Raw genomic sequence first — 15634 nt, 5'->3', positions numbered from 1 at the left:
GGGCTGGATCAGGCGGCGAGCGAGACGCTGCCGGGCATGATCACGGGGGCGCAGGGGCAGGTGTCGCTGCACGCGAGGTAGGTGTGCACTTCGTGGCCGCAGCGCGGGCACGGCAGGAAGTGCGACATCGGGAAGCTGTGTACGTTGGTGTTCTCGGTGTCCTGAGCTGTGTCCCACATGACTTTCTCCTATCCGTGTTCTGTGCCTTCACCTACTCCACGAGTGTGCGCGCCCGATTTCGACATCTTTACTTCGACACGCGGCAGATTCATCAAATGGGAGGATCGGAGGGTGACGACCAGACCCGGTGGCGCGCAGAGCCAGGAGCAGCGGTTGCGCGACCTGAAGCTGCTGCGGAAGGTCAAGGACCGGATCGACCGCGAGTACGCCCAGCCGCTGGACGTGGAGGCGCTGGCCAGCGGCGTACACATGTCTGCCGGTCACCTGAGCAGGGAGTTCCGCAAGGCCTATGGCGAGCCGCCCTACTCCTACCTGATGACCCGCCGGGTGGAGCGGGCGATGACCCTGCTGCGGCGCGGGGACCTCAGCGTCACCGACATCTGCTTCGCGGTCGGTTTCGGCTCGCTCGGGACGTTCTCCACGCGGTTCAGCGAGCTCGTCGGGATGTCGCCGAGCGTCTACCGCGACAAGGCGACGAGCGGTGGGGCCGGCATCCCGCCCTGCGTCTCGAAACAGGTCACCAGACCGGTCAGAAATCGAGAAGCGAAGGTGCCGGATCCCTACATAGGTTGAGGTCCATGGACATCAACATCTGCCACAGCTACCTTCCGCACACCGACCCCGAGGCGTCGCTGAGGTTCTACCGCGACCTGCTGGGATTCGAGGTGAGGAAGGACGTCGGGTACGAGGCGATGCGCTGGCTCACCATCGGACCGCCCTCCCAGCCCGCTGTGAGCGTCGTGCTCTACCCGCCGCTCGCCGACCCCAACATCAGCGAGGACGAGGGCCGGACCATCCTCGAGATGATGGCCAAGGGAACCTTCGCCAGCCTCATGCTCTCCTCGCCGGACGTCGACGCCGCCTTCGAGAAGATCCAGGCCGGCATCGATGCCGCCGGCGGCGAGATCATGTCGGAGCCGACCGATCAGGACTGGGGCATGCGGGACTGCTCCTTCCGCGACCCGGCCGGCAACACGATCCGTCTCCAGCAGATCAAGTGAGTCACGAATGTGCAGGCCTGGATTCACGCCTCCGACTAGCCTGATCGCCATGACCGACCCCGGCTCGAACGAGCACAACAGCGAGCACAGCGCAGACACGCACGACGTGATCCGGGTCCAGGGGGCCCGGCAGAACAACCTCAAGGACATCTCGGTCGAGATCCCCAAGCGCCGGCTCTCGGTGTTCACCGGCGTGTCGGGATCCGGGAAGTCGTCGCTGGTCTTCGGGACGATCGCGGCCGAGTCGCGACGGCTGATCGACGAGACCTACTCGACCTTCATCCAGGGTTTCATGCCGAGCCTGCCGCGACCCGAGGTCGATGCGATGGAGGGGCTGACCACCGCCATCCTGGTCGACCAGGAGCGGCTCGGCGCCAACCCGCGCTCGACGCTGGGCACGGTCACCGACGCCCACGCGATGCTGCGCTCGTTGTTCAGCCGGCTGGGGGAGCCGTTCATCGGCGGGCCGACCGCGTTCTCCTTCAACATCCCCACCACCCGGGCGTCGGGCGTGATGACGGGCCCCAACGGCGAGAAGAAGATCGTCAAGGACGCCGTCTATCTCGGTGGCATGTGTGCCGAGTGCGAGGGCCGCGGGACGATCTCCGACCTCGACCTCGCGGTGATCATCGACGAGTCGAAGTCCCTGGTCGACGGGGCGATCCTGGTGCCCGGCTACACCGCCGACGGGTGGATGGTGGCTGCGTTCAAGGTGGTCGTGCCTGCGGACGTACCCATCAAGGACCTCACCGAGGAGCAGCGCCACGACCTGCTCTACGCCGAGCCGCGCAAGATCAAGCTCGAGGGCATCAACGCGACCTACGAGGGCCTGATCCCGAAGATCCGCAAGTCGATGTTCAGCAAGGACGTCGAGGCGCTGCAGCCGCACATCAAGAAGTTCGTGGAGGCGGCGGCCGTCTTCAAGCCGTGCCCGGCCTGTGGTGGCACCCGGCTCAACGAGTCCGCCCTCTCCTCGAAGATCCGCGGCAAGTCGATCGCCGACGTGTGCGCGATGCAGGTCACCGATGCGGCGGAGTGGCTGCGGAGCATCGACGACCCGGGCGTGGCGCCGCTGGTCGCCGGCCTGCTGCACCTGTTCGACTCGTTCGTCGAGATCGGCCTGGGCTATCTCTCCCTCGACCGGCCCTCGGGGACCCTGAGCGGCGGTGAGGCGCAGCGTACGAAGATGGTCCGTCACCTCGGCTCGGCACTGACCGACGTGACCTACGTCTTCGACGAGCCGACGGTCGGGCTGCACCCGCACGACATCCAGCGGATGAACAAGCTGCTCCTCGACCTGCGCGACAAGGGCAACACCGTCCTGGTCGTCGAGCACAAGCCGGAGACGATCGCGATCGCCGACCACGTCGTCGACCTCGGTCCCGGCGCCGGAAGCGACGGCGGCACGATCTGCTTCGAAGGCACCTTCGAGGGGCTCGCGGAGGCCGACACCCTCACCGGGCGCCACCTCGGCCACCGGGCCTCGCTCAAGGAGACCGTCCGCACACCGAAGGGGAAGCTGGAGATCCGTGGGGCGACCTCCCACAACCTGCGCAACGTCGACGTCGACATCCCCCTCGGCGTGCTGACGGTCGTCACCGGCGTCGCCGGCTCGGGCAAGTCGTCCCTGATCCACGGCTCCATCCCCGCGAGCGAGGACGTCGAGTTCGTCGACCAGAGCGCGATCAAGGGGTCGCGGCGGAGCAACCCGGCGACCTACACCGGTCTGCTCGAGCCGATCCGCAAGGCGTTCGCGAAGGCCAACGGGGTCAAGCCGGCGCTCTTCTCGGCCAACTCCGAGGGTGCCTGCCCGACCTGCAAGGGCAACGGGATGATCTACACCGAGCTCGGGTTCATGGAGACCGTCGCCTCGCCCTGCGAGGACTGCGGCGGCAAGCGGTTCCAGGCGCTGGTGCTGGAATACCGTCTCGGTGGGCTCAACATCGCCGAGGTGCTCGACCTCTCGGTCGCCCAGGCGCACGAGTTCTTCTCCACGGGCGAGTCGAAGGTGCCCCCGGCCGCCAAGATCCTGGAGCGGATGACCGACGTCGGCCTCGGCTACCTCAAGCTCGGCCAGCCCCTCAACACCCTCTCCGGTGGTGAGCGGCAGCGGATCAAGCTGGCCATGCACCTGGGGGAGAAGGGCGGGACGTACGTCCTCGACGAGCCGACCACCGGCCTCCACCTCGCCGACGTGGACAACCTGCTCGCGCTGCTGGACAAGCTGGTCGACGCCGGCAAGTCGGTCATCGTGATCGAGCACCATCAGGCCGTCATGGCTCACGCCGACTGGATCATCGACCTCGGCCCGGGCGCCGGTCACGACGGCGGCCTGGTCGTCTTCGAAGGTACGCCCGCCGAGCTCGTCGCGAAGAAGTCGACGCTCACCGGCGAGCACCTGGCGACGTACGTCGGGGCGTGACACCGACGCGCAGGTGGCGCGAATCACGCCTGTTTGCGCGCATCTGGATGCGGTCGTGGTAGAGGGTCACGCTTAGTGTGATTTGGTTGCAGTATCAATCAAGGAGCACCTGATGACCCTCTACCTCCCCGAGCACAGGCAGACCAAGGCGGTGGAGGCTACCCCGGACCGGGAGCGTCCCACGCCGGTGTGGCCGCGCGGGCTGGTGGCCACGGCCATCGCCGCGGTCGTCACGACGCTCATGGCCGTGATCGCCAAGGTGGCGGGCGTCGACTTCGGGAGCAGCGTGGGTGACGTACCGATCTCGGCGTTCCCGATGCTCACCGTCTACTGCTCGGTGATCGGGATCATCATCGCCGAGGTGATCATCCGGGTGGCGACGATGCCGCGCTCGACCTTCCAGATCACCATGATCGTGCTGACCGGGCTGTCCCTGGTCCCCGACGTGCTGCCGTTCTTCGAGTTCGACCTGACCTTCGTCGGCGTGCTCTGCCTGACCCACCTCGTCGCTGCCTCGATCGTGGTGCCGATGATCGCCGTACGGCTGGAGGAGCGTCGCGGCCTCGGGCTGCACGTTCCCACCCACCGTCGACAGCCGACTCGTCGATAGCGGACGCCGACTGTCCTGAATCGGTGTCAGGGTGGGGCCATGGCTCACGAGACCCGCACCTTCCAGGTCACCTTCGACGCACACGACCCCCGCGCCCTCTCCACGTTCTGGCGTGACGTGCTCGGCTACGTCCACCCCGGTCCGCCGGGAGTCGAGGTTCCCGAGGGCAGCGACCCGCTGGACGCCTGGGACGAGTTCCTCGCTCGTGTCGGGGTGCCGGAGGACCAGCGCAACAACGCCTCGGCGATCGAGGATCCCGCCGGCACCGGTCCGCGCGTCTTCTTCCAGCGCGTGCCGGAGTCGAAGACCGCGAAGAACCGTGTCCACCTCGACGTCCGGGCCGCTCCGGGGCTGCAGGGCGAGGAGCGGATGGCAGCGCTGGAGGCCGAGTGCGAGCGGGTCGTCGCCCTCGGCGCCACCCGGGTCCGCCGCTTCGAGCCCGACCCGCCGATGAGCAACGGCTTCATCGTCATGCAGGACCCCGAGGGAAACGAGTGGTGCCTCGACTGAGGTTCTCCCTATCCTCGCGCCATGCTGATCCGAGCGGCCGTCGTCGATGACGCCGAAGCGTTGACCGATCTCCACCTCGACGTGTGGGAGGAGGCGTACGCCGGCCTGATGCCGGACGCGATCTTCGCCGAACGGCGCGCCGAGCGTGCCGCGAGGGTCGACCGGTGGCGCACGAACCTCGGGACCGGCCCGTTCTCGACGCTGGTCGCCGAGGACGACGTGCCGGGACGGCTGCTCGGCTTCGCGAGGGCCGGACCGGGCCGGGACACCGATCCCGGCCTACCGCCGCTGGAGCTCTCCGCCCTCTACGTCCGCGCGGAGAGGTACGGCACCGGCCTCGGTCACCGGCTGTTCGAGAAGGCGATCGGGTCCTCGGCGGCGTACCTGTGGGTTCTCGACGGCAACCAGCGCGCGACCGCGTTCTACGAGCGCCAGGGATTCAGCTTCGACGGGGAGACCAAGGCCGAGCCCCTCGGCCTCCACCGCCGGATGGTCCGCGCCTAGTCAGGACGTACGTCGCGCGAGCAGCGTCGAGTCGTCGATCTCGACCGGGACGCCGTCGCGGATGGTCAGCCGGGGCCGCTGCTCGACGACGAGCGGCTCGAACCCGTCCGGCAGCCCGGGGAGCAGGTCGGAGGCGAGGAACATCGCGTTGTGGTGGCTGTGGCGCGCGAAGACCTCCGAGGGTGCGTGGCCGACGACCAGGAGGTGGCCGCCGGGCGCGACCGCGGTGGCGAGCCGGCCGGCGACGTCGACCATGCTCCCGTCGGGCGTGTGCAGAAAATGGCACGTGACCAGGTCGAACTCCCGGCCCTCGGCGTCGAAGGTGCGGGCGTCGACCTGCCACCAGGACGTGCGATCCGCCACCCCGGCCTCCTCGGCGTGCCGCCGTGCCCGGGCCAGCCCGTTGGCCGAGAAGTCGGCCCCGGTCACCGTCCAGCCCTGCTGGGCGAGCCAGATGACGTCGCCACCCTCACCGCAGCCGACATCGAGTGCCGTCCCTGGCGTCAGGGCCCCGATCTCGGCGATGAGCTGCGCGTTCGGGTTGCCGCTCCAGACCTTCTCCTCGCCGGCATAGCGCTCCTCCCACGACTCCGGCTCGAACATCTCGCGTCCTTCGTGCTCGCTCATAGGTCCAAACTACGCACATACTTCGCGCCGAAGTGCGCAACTGAGAGGTAACCTCTGAACGTGACGTTCGAGCGAATTACAGTGCACCCGGATCGGATGGGCGGCGTCCCGACGATCAGGGGCATGCGCATTCCCGTGGCGACGGTTGTCGCAATGGTCGCGGACGGCATGACCACAGAAGAGATCATCGATGACCTCCCTGATCTCGTCGCCGAAGATATCGCCGCGGCCCTCCGCTACGCGGCCGAGGCCGTGCGTGAGCGGGAACTGCCTCTACGTCCGAGCGCATGAGGCTCCTTCTCGACGAGAACCTCTCCGAGAAGTTGGTGCCGCTGCTCATAGCGGGAGGGCATGACGTCACACACGTTCGACAGCTCGGACTTGCCGGAACGTTGGACCCGGACGTACTCGATCTTGCAGTCCGCGCGGTGAGCGCGTCTTGGTCTCGGCGGACACCGATTTCGGCACGCTCTTGGCGCGGACCCACGCAGCGTCACCCTCCTTCGTCCTCATCCGGCGCCTCGTCGGCCGACGTGTCCACGAGATTGCCCGTGTGATCATCGACAACCTCGACGATGTCGAGGAGGATCTCCTGGCCGGCGCTGTCGTTGTCTTCGGCGACGAGACCATGAGAATCAGGCGTTTGCCCATCGGGTGATACCGCGCACGGCCCGCCAAAACCCGGTGCGTCCGGAGCAGGCCGTGTGATTGCCTGACCCGCGATGATCACCCTGAACGAACCGCCTCGCCTGATCCGGCCGACGACGGCCGTACGCACCTCCTATCTCACCGGCGAGCAGGCCGACTGCCTGCTCCGCGGCACCGACACCGACTGGCTCGGGCCGGCCAGCGACGACTTCGACGCCTTCGTCGCCGCCCGGGACCACGACAAGGAGCGCTGGCAGGTGATGTCGACGGTCTTCTGGTACGTCTCCGGCGAGCACTATCTCGGCACCCTCGTCGTGCGGCACACGCTGACGCCCGAGCTCTCCGTCGAAGGCGGGCACATCGGCTACCACGTCGTCGCCCCGTGGCGGCGCCAGGGCCACGCCAGCCGCATGCTCGGCCTCGGCCTCGAGAAGGCCCGCGAGCGCGGCATCTCGCGTGCCCTGCTGACGTGCGCCCCCGACAACGACGCGTCCCGGCGGGTGATCGAGAAGAACGGCGGCGTACCCGACGAACAGCTGGGCAGCGAGCTCCGGTTCTGGATCGGCTAGGGATACTTCACCCCATGCACGCTCTCGTACGCCGCCCCTCGCCGCGCCTCGCCGACGGCCTCGTCACCCACATCGAGCGGAGCCCGGTCGACGTCGACCTCGCCAACGCCCAGTGGGAGGCGTACGTCGCCGCGATGCGCTCCGCCGGCTGGACGACCCACGAGGTCGATCCCGCCGACGACTGCCCGGACTCGGTCTTCGTCGAGGACACGATGGTGGTCTTCGGGGACCTGGCCGTGATCAGCCGCCCGGGCGCGCTGGAGCGGCGGCCGGAGACCGCCGCGGCCGAGGATGCCGTCCGGGCGCGGGGATACCGGATCGCCCACATCGAGGCGCCCGGCACGCTCGACGGCGGCGACGTGCTCAAGCACGGTGACACCGTGTGGGTGGGGGAGGGCGGGCGTACGAACGCCGACGGCATCGCCCAGCTCCGGGCGTTGCTCGGCCCGCTGGGCGCAGACGTCGTCGCCGTCCCGGTCTCCAAGGTCCTCCACCTCAAGTCGGCCGTCACGGCGCTGCCCGACGGCACCGTCATCGGCCACGAGCCGCTCGTCGACGACCCGGGCGTGTGGGGAGCCCGGTTCCTGCCGGTCCCGGAGGAATCGGGCTCCCACGTCGTCGTCCTCGACGACGACACGCTGCTGATGGCCGCCTCGGCGCCGCTGACCAGAGCCATCTTCGAGGAACGTGGCTACACGGTCGTCGCGGTCGACATCTCCGAGTTCGAGAAGCTCGAAGGCTGCGTGACCTGCCTGTCCGTGCGGCTACGCGCCGCTCAGTGCTGAAGCGGCAGCGTCGAGCAGTTCGACCCGGCCGCGGCACCGCCGACCCGATCGGTGATCCAGCTGATCGCGGCGGTCTGGTCGGCGAGGAGCGGGGTGACGTGGTTGGTGATCAGCCCGTCACCGAGGTTGGGCAGCACGACCGCCTGGTAAGTCACCTTGGCACCCCGGTCGCACCAGTCGACGGCGAGCTGACGGGCCTGCCGGTGCGGGACGATGTCGTCCTGGGTGCCGGTGGCGAGACGTACCGGGATCCGCGGAGCCTGTTTCCCGAGCTTCTGCTCGGCCATGATCGCCTGCACGGTGGGCTCGCGCTCGATGATGTCATCGAGGCTCTCGCCGGTCGTGGTCCAGCTGCTGCTCCGCTGGAACGGGTAGCTCGCGATGCCGTCGGCGACGCACGCCGTCGACAGGTCCTCGAGCGCCGCCTTCCCCTTGGCGTTGAGGTTCTCGTCGAGGATCGGCTGCAGCGCCGGGTGGGACTGCGCGAGACCGTTGATGGTCCAGCCGAGCGCCGCCACCAGGGCGGACCCGTCGATGCCCTCCGCCGTCGCGCGCAGATCGGCCGGCGGTGCGCCGACATAGGCGCCGACGAGGTTGACGTCGGGTGCATACTCCGCGGCGAGCTCGGAAGCCGACCCGGTCGCGCCGCCGCCCTGGCTGTAGCCGTAGAGCGCCACCCGCGACCCGCTGGTCACCGATGCGTCGGGAACACCGCGGGCTGCGCGGGCGGCGTCGAGGACGGCGTGGCCGCCGTCGACCCGGTCGACATAGGTGTGCAGCCGGTCGGTGGTGCCGAGGCCGACGTAGTCGGTCACCATCACGGCCACGCCACGCGCCAGGAGCCGGTAGATCCCGATGTCCTCGTAGCCGACGGAGACGGTCCTGCCGTTGAAGAGGATCGGACGCTCCAGCCCCAGCGACGCCGAGCACTGGTCGCCCTGTCCCATGGTGCCGGGGGCGACGACCACGAGCGGCCGGTCGCCGGCGCCGCCCCAGGCCGCGAACGGCTCGATGTAGGCGCCGGTCACGGCTGCCGGGGCGCCGTTGTTGTCGGTCGTCTTGTACATGACCCGGGTCGCGGTGCCCGGGAGCGAGCCGATCCCCGGGATCGAGAGTCCGGCGCCGAGGGGGAGGGGTTCGGTGCGTACCAGCTCACCGTCGCCCGCCGGAAGCGTCGCCGGCGGGTTGTAGAACTCCGGGATCTCGACCCCGCGGGAGACGACGGTGGTGCCGCTGTCAGCGGCTGCGGCCGGGGCGACCAGGGCGGCCGGAGTGACCGCGGCGACGGCCAGGGCGGTGGCCACGAGCATCTTTGGTGCGTGCTGAGACATGGGGGACTCTCCTCACGTAAGCGGGACCGCTTCGTCCCGAGTTACTGAAGAGTAATGTGAGCGCAGTCACGTCGACAAGGGTTTCGGTCAACATTCGTTCACCGAAATGCGAACCACCGGCTGGCGCAGGATCGTGCGCAGCTTCGCCGGTTCGACCCGCCGCGGGTCCCCGAGATAGACCTCGTGGTGCTTCCCGGTCATCCGCAGCCGGTGCTCGGGGATGAACCGCTCGTGCATCTCCTCGAGGACCGGGCCCTCGTCGTCGTACGGGCCGAGGTGGAGGGTCTGCACGCAGGTGCCTTCGCTCAGCGTCTCCCAGCGGACCTTGTCCAGGCTGGCCGGGCGGTCCTTGGCGGCCACGTCCTCGATCGCCGCGTCGACCATCGCCGCGGTGATCCAGTCCGGTGTCATGATCATCGCTGTCCAGTCCCACCTCGACTTGTCTCGCGCCGTTGTGAACGCGTCCATGTCCTCCGCCCACCACAGCGCCTCCAGCGGCGGCACCACGTAGTCGCGGCCGTCCTTCTTGCTGGCGAACTTCAGCCTGTACGCCACCGGGTAGAGCGCCGCGAGCGCGTCCGCGTACTCCTGGGCGTTGGGATCGCCGTGTCCGTCGACCATCAGGTAGGGGAGTGGCGGCAGCTCGAGCACCCGGAACTCACCTCGCCGCGCCCGATAGCCGTCGAGCGTCTTCTTCAGGTCCGTCTTCGCCGCCATGGAGACATGATGCCCCCGGACATGGCAGCTGCTCGCCCGGCGAGCCACGAAGGACGCGCCGGACGAGCAGCGGTGATGATCAGGCCCGACGATCAGGCCCGAGGATCAGGCGCGGTACGCCGCCCACATCTGGTCCATCCGGGTGCTCTGACCCAGGGTGAACTGGTTGTAGCAGCTGTCGTAGCTGTAGTCCATGTAGTTGTGGATCGGGTCGAGGCCGGGCAGGCTGCAGGAGTCACGGCCGGCGGGGCAGCCCGAGGTCGAGCTGGCCTGGGCCGGGGTGTCCGCGACCTCGTCGTTGGTCTCGGTGCAGCCACCCTGGAAGGTGTGGTAGAGCCCGAACCAGTGACCGGCCTCGTGGGTCGCGGTCTTGCCGTCGTTGTAGTTGGTCGCCGAGCCGCCGGGAAGCGAGCTGTACTGCACGCGGATACCGTCGATGCCCGGGTTGCTCGCGTAGTCCCACGGGAAGGTCGCGATGCCGAGGTAGCTGAAGTCGACCAGCCAGATGTTGAGCGCGTTCTTGCCGCCCAGACGGGTCTTGGTCCGGTAGGTCGTCGACTGACGGTCCTTGTGCCAGGTGTTGTTGTAGTAGGCGTCGACGCCGGCGAGCGTGAAGGTGAAACCGGTGTCCGCAGCCGTGCCGGCCAGCTCCTGACCCGCGAAGTCCTGGTTGAGCTCGGCGATCTGCGCGTCGATCTGCGCCTGGGTCACGTCGCCGGAACCGTCCGTGCCGAGCATCTTGTGGATGTAGACCGGAACGGTGGCCGCCGTGCGCGCGTTGCTGCCCTTCTTGGCCAGGATCGCCGCGGTGCGGGCCTCGATCCGCTTCTGCTCCGCCGCGGAGATGTCGCGGTGGTCCCCGCCGGAGCCACCTCGGGCGGCGTCGGCCTCGTCCTGGCCGGTCGGCTCGATACAGGCGGCCTTCGACTCGGGTGCCCACGCCGCTGCCGGGACGGCGGTCATCGCCACCGAGGCGGCACCGAGCGCCAGGCTGATCGCCGTGGCTGCGATGCGAGCTGAACGATTCAACGTCATGTGATGAGGTCCTCTCACTCAGTCCGGGCCCACGGGGTCTGGGGCCCGGATTTCGAACGCTGACTCAACACCAAATTTCGTTGCACGGGAATGTAACGTTCGCAGATTTGTCTCTCACCGGAGGGATTTAACTGATCCGTAACGGACGCCGGCACCGTCGAGACATGGGTACGCTCCGGAGCATGGCAACCGTGGAAGATGTCCGGTGGCTCGCCTCCAGCCTCGAAAGGTCCTACGAAGTATTCGTACGCGGCCGACTGAAGTTCCGGGTCGGCTCGATCGTCTACGTCGCCTTCTCCCTGGACGAGACCGAGATGGGTTTCGGCTTCCCGAAGGAGGAACGGGCCGCGCTGGTCGCCGGCGCACCCGAGAAATTCCACCTGCCCCGGGAGTCCGAGATGCGGTTCAACTGGGTCGAGTCGTCCCTGGGCGAGCTCGACCCGATCGAGGCGTGCGAGTTCGTCGTGGACGCCTGGCGCCTGTGCGTACCGAAGAAGGTCTCGGCCGCCTACGACCTCACCCATCCCGGCGGCCCCGGACCCGACCACCCGATGAACCGAGGAGAGCGATGATCCTGGCCAAGGAGCGCGACCCGCGCCTGATCACGGTCCGCCGTGGCGGAACGCTCACCGACGCCGACCACCACCTGCTCGCGCTGTGGGCGGCGACCTGTGCCGAGCACGTCCTCCACCTCTTCGAGTCCGAGTGCCCCGGCGACCCGCGTCCGCGGGAGGCCATCGAGGCGGCCCGCGCCTGGACCCGTGGCGAGCTGAAGATGATGGAGGCCCGCGCCCTCGGCGGCCATGCGATGGGCGCGGCCCGGCCGTTGCGCGGGGCCGCCCGCAACGCCGCCTACGCCGCCGGTCAGGCCGGCGTGGTCGCCCATGTCGCCGCCCACGACCTGGGGGCGGCTGCGTACGCCATCAAGGCCGTACGCGACGCCGTCCCTCCCGGCGAGGCGATCGAGGCCGGGCGCCGGGAGTGCCGCTGGCAGCGGGAGCAGCTCCCGGACGCCGTCCGCGAGCTCGTCCTCGACGACCAGCGGATCCGCAACGACATCTGCTGGTCGGTCTTCGAATGACCGACCGAGCCCGCTAACAGCTGGAGAGCTCGGACGCGGGCGCCTGCAGCACGTGCGCGTCCAGGGGACGCTGAGCCGGGGGAGTGCCGGCTTCGACGTCCGGGGTGCGCCCGCCGGCACGTTCGGCGCCCACTCCGGCCGCGACCACGAGCCCGACCCCGAGCACGGCGACGAGATTCGGCACCTGGTGGAGGGCGACGAACCCGATCACCAGCGCCAACGCCGGCTCGAGCGCCATGAGCGTCCCGAAGGCCCCGGCGGTGAGGCGACGCAGCGCCATCATCTCCAGGGCGAAGGGCACCACCGGCACCAGCAGAGCCAGACCCAGGCCGGCGAGCAGGAGCTCGGGCGTGAGCCGTTCCACGATGCCGGGTCCGACCGCGACAGTGGCGACCACGGCCGCGACCGGCATGGAGATCGCCAGTCCGCCGATGCCGCTGACCGCATCGCCGACCCGCTGGGTCAACAGGATGTAGGACGCCCAGCAGGCGGCCGCGCTCAGCGCGAACGCGACACCGAGCGCGTCCACCGCGCCGTTCCAGGGTTGGGTCAGGCACAGGACGCCGCCGGCGGCCACGAGTGCCCACGCACGTGCGGTGCCGCGGGTCCGGACCACGGCCACCCCCAGCGGCCCGAGGAACTCCAGCGCAGCGGCGGTGCCGAGCGGGAGCCGGGCCAGGGCGGCCATGAACAGCAGCGTCAGGCCGGCCGTGACCGCACCGAGCGCGACGCCGCACAGCAGCGTCTCCCGGCTGAATGCCGCAGGGCGCGGCCGGACGAGGACCAGGAGAAGGATGCCCGCCCAGAACAGACGCAACCAGGCCACCCCCGCCGGACCGAGCTCGTCGATCAGACCCACCGACACCGCGAGGCCCAGCTGTACGCAGAGCATGGAGGTCATCGCCATGGAGGCACCGTCGCGGGCGGAGTGTGAGGTGGTCATGCGTCCAGTGAACCCACGGAATCCGTTCGCGTCCACGTGACATTGCTGGACATTATGTTCGCGATGTCGAAACAATGAGCCGGTGGACGTACGCCGGCTCCGGATGTTGCTCGAGCTCTCGCGCCTCGGTTCGATGCACGAGGTCGCCGCCGAGATCGGCACGAGCACGTCCAGCGTCTCGCAAGCCGTCGCAGCGCTCGCGCGAGAGGTCGGAACGGCCCTCGTCGAACCCGACGGCCGGCGCGTACGCCTCACTCCTGCGGGCCACCGTCTTGCTGAGCACGCCGTCACCATCCTCGCGGCGGTCGAGGCCGCTCGCCTCGACCTCGACCCGGACGCCGAGCCGGCCGGCGTGCTCCGGGTGGCCGGCTTCGCCACCGCGATCCGACGATCCCTCATGCCCGCGATCGACGGCCTCCGGCACGAGCACCCCGGCATCGAGGTGCGGTTGCGCGAGCACGAACCACCCGAGGCACTGGGACTGCTCGCCCGCGACGACGTCGACCTGGCGCTCGTCTACGACTACAACGTCGCTCCCGCCTCCTGGAGCAGCGACTACGACACCCTCCCGCTGTGGGAGGTCACCTGGGGCCTCGGCATGCCGTCCCGTGAGCCACGGGCCCCGCTCGCGACCTTCGCCGACCGGGACTGGATCGTGAACTCGCGCCACACGGCCGACGAGGAGGTGCTTCGAACGCTCGCGTCGATGGCGGGGTTCACCCCTCGGATCGTTCACCGGGTCGACGCGCTCGAGCTGGTCGACGACCTCATTCTCGCCGGCCACGGACTCGCGCTGCTGCCGCGCGGACGCAGCTCCCGCCGCGGCGTCGCCGTGCGGCCGTTGACCGATCCCACGGTGCGCCTGCGCGCCTTCGCCATGACCCGCCGCGGGCGCGACCGATGGCCGCCTCTGCGGGCTGTGCTGAACCGACTGGTCCAAGCGAGTGAAGGCCCGAGCGCCGCTCAGACGGCCTCGACATCCGCGGCCACGTGCTGGTAGCCCCAGCTCTCGTAGACGACGACCGTCACGTACGGCGCCGCGGCCACGATCAGCAGCGACCAGCCGAGCGAGACACCGGTCACCGCCGCCACGACCGCGAGCACCAGGACCGCGAGCATGCCGACGGCGAGGTTGACGTGCAGCATGTCGACGCGACCCATCAGTGCCGAGTAGATGCCGAAGTAGACGATCGTGAAGATCGCCAGCGGGATCACGACCGCGAGCACCGCCCCGACGACACCGATGGTCGCCTCGCCCTCGACGACGTACGCCGCGACGTGGATGCCACCGCCGAAGGCCGCCACCGAGGCGAAGATGAGGATGTGGCCGTAGGCGAACATCCAGGCCCGGTGGCGGCGACGCTCGATGAAGTGCGCGAACGGGATGATGTAGTAGTCCCACCAGATCCCGAACGTCAGCAGGGTGCCCGCGACCACCAGCAGGATCGACTCCTGCGACCAGCCGACGTGCTCGACGGCGGACGCCACCGCCGCGACCGTGCCGAGGATGACCTCGCCCAGCGTGATGATGAGCAGCAGCCCGTAGCGCTCGGCGATGTGCTCGGCGTTCCACGGCATGCCCCAGCGGCGTTTGGCGTAGATCGGGGCGATCATCTCGACGCCGTAGCAGACGACTGCCGCGAGCACGACGAGCACCACCGAGCTCGTCTGCGCCACCGCGAGGGCGACCCAGCCGATCTGTGCGATGAGGATCGATCCGGCGTAGGTGAGCGCGGTGCGGCGGTAGGTGGGGGACTGCGACGCGGCTCGCAGCCACTGCGCGACCATCGCGACGCGCATCACGATGTAGCCCGCGACCAGGACACGGTTGTCGAGCACTCCGCCGTGGTCGATCGACTCGAACAACGGCGCCACGCCCAGGGCCACCACGATGGCACCGGCCATCTGCACGATCGTGAGGGCACGGAACACCCAGTCGTCGGTGTCGAACCCGGAGGCGAACCAGGAGAAGTTGATCCAGGCCCAGCAGATCGCCACAGCGGTGAACAGGAAGCCACCGATCGCCGTCGACAGATGCTCTTCGGCGACAAGGTGGGCGAACGCGTCGCCGGCCTGCGCGAACGCGACGACGAAGGCGAGATCGAACAGCAGTTCCAGGGGAGTGGCGGAGCGGCCGATCTCGTCCGGGTCGCGTCCGCTCATCCGCATCAGCCGATGCGGTCGTACGGCGGTCATGGCGAAGATCCTGCCACCACGGAGCCGTCTCGGGGAGGGAGCACGGCAAGCGCTTCTCAGCCGGTTACTCTCAGCCCATGATGGTCGTTGTGGCGTTGGTGCTCGCCGGGCTGGCTGCGTTGGTGCACGTCTACATCTTCGTGATGGAGTCTCTGACCTGGACGAGCGCGAAGACGCGCGCCGTCTTCGGGACGAGCGCCGAGGAGGCCGAGGCCACCAAGGAGCTCGCCTACAACCAGGGCTTCTACAACCTGTTCCTGGCGATCGTCACGGCGGTCGGCATCGTCCTGGTCGCCGCGGGCTCGGAGGCCGCGGGCGCGGCGCTGGTGTTCGCCGGCGCCGGGTCGGTGGCTGCGGCCGCGACGGTGCTGCTCGTCGCCTCGCCCGACAAGCGGGGTGCGGCGCTCAAGCAGGGAGTCGTCCCGCTGCTCGCCGTGGTCGCGTTGCTTGTCGGCCTGCTCGCCTGAGCCTCCTC

Annotated in this window: 22 protein-coding genes; 15 read left to right on the top strand and 7 right to left on the bottom strand. The window is 69.1% G+C overall.

What is annotated here, in order from left to right:
• Positions 1 to 8: 8 nt before the first annotated feature.
• Positions 9 to 179, bottom strand: a complete 171-nt coding sequence (locus UG56_RS28215) for a hypothetical protein (RefSeq protein ID WP_177191414.1) — start codon at positions 177 to 179, stop codon at positions 9 to 11.
• Between the two features lie 112 nt (positions 180 to 291).
• Between UG56_RS28215 and UG56_RS03610 the strand changes: the two genes are divergently transcribed.
• From UG56_RS03610 to UG56_RS03585, 6 genes are all read left to right on the top strand, one after another.
• Positions 292 to 753, top strand: coding sequence for a helix-turn-helix transcriptional regulator (locus UG56_RS03610; protein WP_045550803.1), 462 nt, complete (start codon positions 292 to 294; stop codon positions 751 to 753).
• A 5-nt stretch (positions 754 to 758) separates the two neighbouring features.
• Positions 759 to 1181, top strand: a complete 423-nt coding sequence (locus UG56_RS03605; RefSeq protein WP_045550802.1) for a VOC family protein — start codon at positions 759 to 761, stop codon at positions 1179 to 1181.
• A gap of 49 nt (positions 1182 to 1230) precedes the next feature.
• Positions 1231 to 3603, top strand: coding sequence for an ATP-binding cassette domain-containing protein (locus tag UG56_RS03600; protein WP_045550801.1), 2373 nt, complete (start codon positions 1231 to 1233; stop codon positions 3601 to 3603).
• A 112-nt stretch (positions 3604 to 3715) separates the two neighbouring features.
• Positions 3716 to 4213, top strand: a complete 498-nt coding sequence (locus tag UG56_RS03595; RefSeq protein WP_052693990.1) for a DUF6069 family protein — start codon at positions 3716 to 3718, stop codon at positions 4211 to 4213.
• Between the two features lie 39 nt (positions 4214 to 4252).
• Positions 4253 to 4723, top strand: coding sequence for a VOC family protein (locus UG56_RS03590; protein ID WP_045550800.1), 471 nt, complete (start codon positions 4253 to 4255; stop codon positions 4721 to 4723).
• 21 nt (positions 4724 to 4744) lie between these two features.
• A complete protein-coding gene (locus UG56_RS03585; protein WP_045550799.1) occupies positions 4745 to 5227 on the top strand; it encodes a GNAT family N-acetyltransferase in 483 nt (160 codons plus the stop codon).
• Here the strand turns inward: UG56_RS03585 and UG56_RS03580 are convergent, their stop codons facing one another.
• Entirely contained in the window at positions 5228 to 5854 is a 627-nt protein-coding gene (locus UG56_RS03580) for a class I SAM-dependent methyltransferase (RefSeq protein WP_045550798.1), read from the bottom strand.
• A 60-nt stretch (positions 5855 to 5914) separates the two neighbouring features.
• On the opposite strand from UG56_RS03580, the gene UG56_RS03575 reads away from it, so the two are divergent.
• The 5 genes from UG56_RS03575 to ddaH all read left to right on the top strand — a co-directional run bounded on the left by UG56_RS03575 (position 5915) and on the right by ddaH (position 7856).
• Complete coding sequence (locus UG56_RS03575; RefSeq protein ID WP_045550797.1) at positions 5915 to 6145, top strand: DUF433 domain-containing protein; 231 nt, start codon at positions 5915 to 5917, stop codon at positions 6143 to 6145.
• Positions 6142 to 6411, top strand: a complete 270-nt coding sequence (locus UG56_RS29100) for a DUF5615 family PIN-like protein (protein ID WP_177191413.1) — start codon at positions 6142 to 6144, stop codon at positions 6409 to 6411. Before UG56_RS03575 ends, UG56_RS29100 begins: the two co-directional genes overlap by 4 nt.
• Complete coding sequence (locus tag UG56_RS29095; RefSeq protein WP_371264372.1) at positions 6327 to 6512, top strand: hypothetical protein; 186 nt, start codon at positions 6327 to 6329, stop codon at positions 6510 to 6512. The genes UG56_RS29100 and UG56_RS29095 overlap by 85 nt, the downstream gene beginning before the upstream one ends.
• Positions 6513 to 6576: 64 nt before the next feature.
• Positions 6577 to 7071, top strand: a complete 495-nt coding sequence (locus tag UG56_RS03565; RefSeq protein ID WP_045550796.1) for a GNAT family N-acetyltransferase — start codon at positions 6577 to 6579, stop codon at positions 7069 to 7071.
• Positions 7072 to 7085: 14 nt separating this feature from the next.
• On the top strand, positions 7086 to 7856 hold the full coding sequence (gene ddaH / locus UG56_RS03560; protein WP_045550795.1) for a dimethylargininase: 771 nt from the start codon (positions 7086 to 7088) through the stop codon (positions 7854 to 7856).
• Here the strand turns inward: ddaH and UG56_RS03555 are convergent.
• The 3 genes from UG56_RS03555 to UG56_RS03545 all read right to left on the bottom strand — a co-directional run bounded on the left by UG56_RS03555 (position 7847) and on the right by UG56_RS03545 (position 10939).
• The gene (locus tag UG56_RS03555; protein WP_045550794.1) at positions 7847 to 9187 is read right to left on the bottom strand and encodes a lipase family protein; all 1341 of its coding nucleotides are present in this window, start codon (positions 9185 to 9187) and stop codon (positions 7847 to 7849) included. The two genes, ddaH and UG56_RS03555, sit on opposite strands and share 10 nt — an antisense overlap.
• A gap of 87 nt (positions 9188 to 9274) precedes the next feature.
• Positions 9275 to 9904, bottom strand: coding sequence for a GyrI-like domain-containing protein (locus tag UG56_RS03550; RefSeq protein ID WP_045550793.1), 630 nt, complete (start codon positions 9902 to 9904; stop codon positions 9275 to 9277).
• 105 nt (positions 9905 to 10009) lie between these two features.
• Positions 10010 to 10939 carry a zinc metalloprotease gene (locus UG56_RS03545; RefSeq protein WP_045550792.1) on the bottom strand — a complete coding sequence of 310 codons (930 nt, stop codon included), beginning with the start codon at positions 10937 to 10939 and terminating at the stop codon, positions 10010 to 10012.
• Between the two features lie 182 nt (positions 10940 to 11121).
• Here UG56_RS03545 and UG56_RS03540 point away from each other — a divergent pair, with 182 nt between their 5' ends.
• On the top strand, positions 11122 to 11511 hold the full coding sequence (locus UG56_RS03540; protein ID WP_045550806.1) for an MmcQ/YjbR family DNA-binding protein: 390 nt from the start codon (positions 11122 to 11124) through the stop codon (positions 11509 to 11511).
• Complete coding sequence (locus tag UG56_RS03535; protein ID WP_071326856.1) at positions 11508 to 12020, top strand: putative immunity protein; 513 nt, start codon at positions 11508 to 11510, stop codon at positions 12018 to 12020. The genes UG56_RS03540 and UG56_RS03535 overlap by 4 nt, the downstream gene beginning before the upstream one ends.
• A gap of 13 nt (positions 12021 to 12033) precedes the next feature.
• Here UG56_RS03535 and UG56_RS03530 read toward each other — a convergent pair whose 3' ends face one another.
• Positions 12034 to 12963, bottom strand: coding sequence for an EamA family transporter (locus UG56_RS03530; protein ID WP_045551714.1), 930 nt, complete (start codon positions 12961 to 12963; stop codon positions 12034 to 12036).
• 82 nt (positions 12964 to 13045) lie between these two features.
• On the opposite strand from UG56_RS03530, the gene UG56_RS03525 reads away from it, so the two are divergent.
• A complete protein-coding gene (locus UG56_RS03525) occupies positions 13046 to 13963 on the top strand; it encodes a LysR family transcriptional regulator (RefSeq protein ID WP_045551713.1) in 918 nt (305 codons plus the stop codon).
• Here UG56_RS03525 and UG56_RS03520 read toward each other — a convergent pair.
• Positions 13927 to 15159 carry a low temperature requirement protein A gene (locus UG56_RS03520; protein ID WP_084100447.1) on the bottom strand — a complete coding sequence of 411 codons (1233 nt, stop codon included), beginning with the start codon at positions 15157 to 15159 and terminating at the stop codon, positions 13927 to 13929. The genes UG56_RS03525 and UG56_RS03520 overlap by 37 nt on opposite strands.
• 77 nt (positions 15160 to 15236) lie before the next feature.
• On the opposite strand from UG56_RS03520, the gene UG56_RS03515 reads away from it, so the two are divergent.
• Positions 15237 to 15626, top strand: coding sequence for a DUF1304 domain-containing protein (locus UG56_RS03515; RefSeq protein WP_218145119.1), 390 nt, complete (start codon positions 15237 to 15239; stop codon positions 15624 to 15626).
• The last annotated feature ends 8 nt before the right edge of the window (positions 15627 to 15634 follow it).

This window comes from Nocardioides luteus, assembly GCF_000960475.2.
In the GTDB taxonomy this organism is placed as follows: Bacteria; Actinomycetota; Actinomycetes; order Propionibacteriales; family Nocardioidaceae; genus Nocardioides; species Nocardioides luteus_A.
Note: the sequence above shows the minus strand (reverse complement) of the source record. Positions and strands in the feature narration are given on the sequence as shown.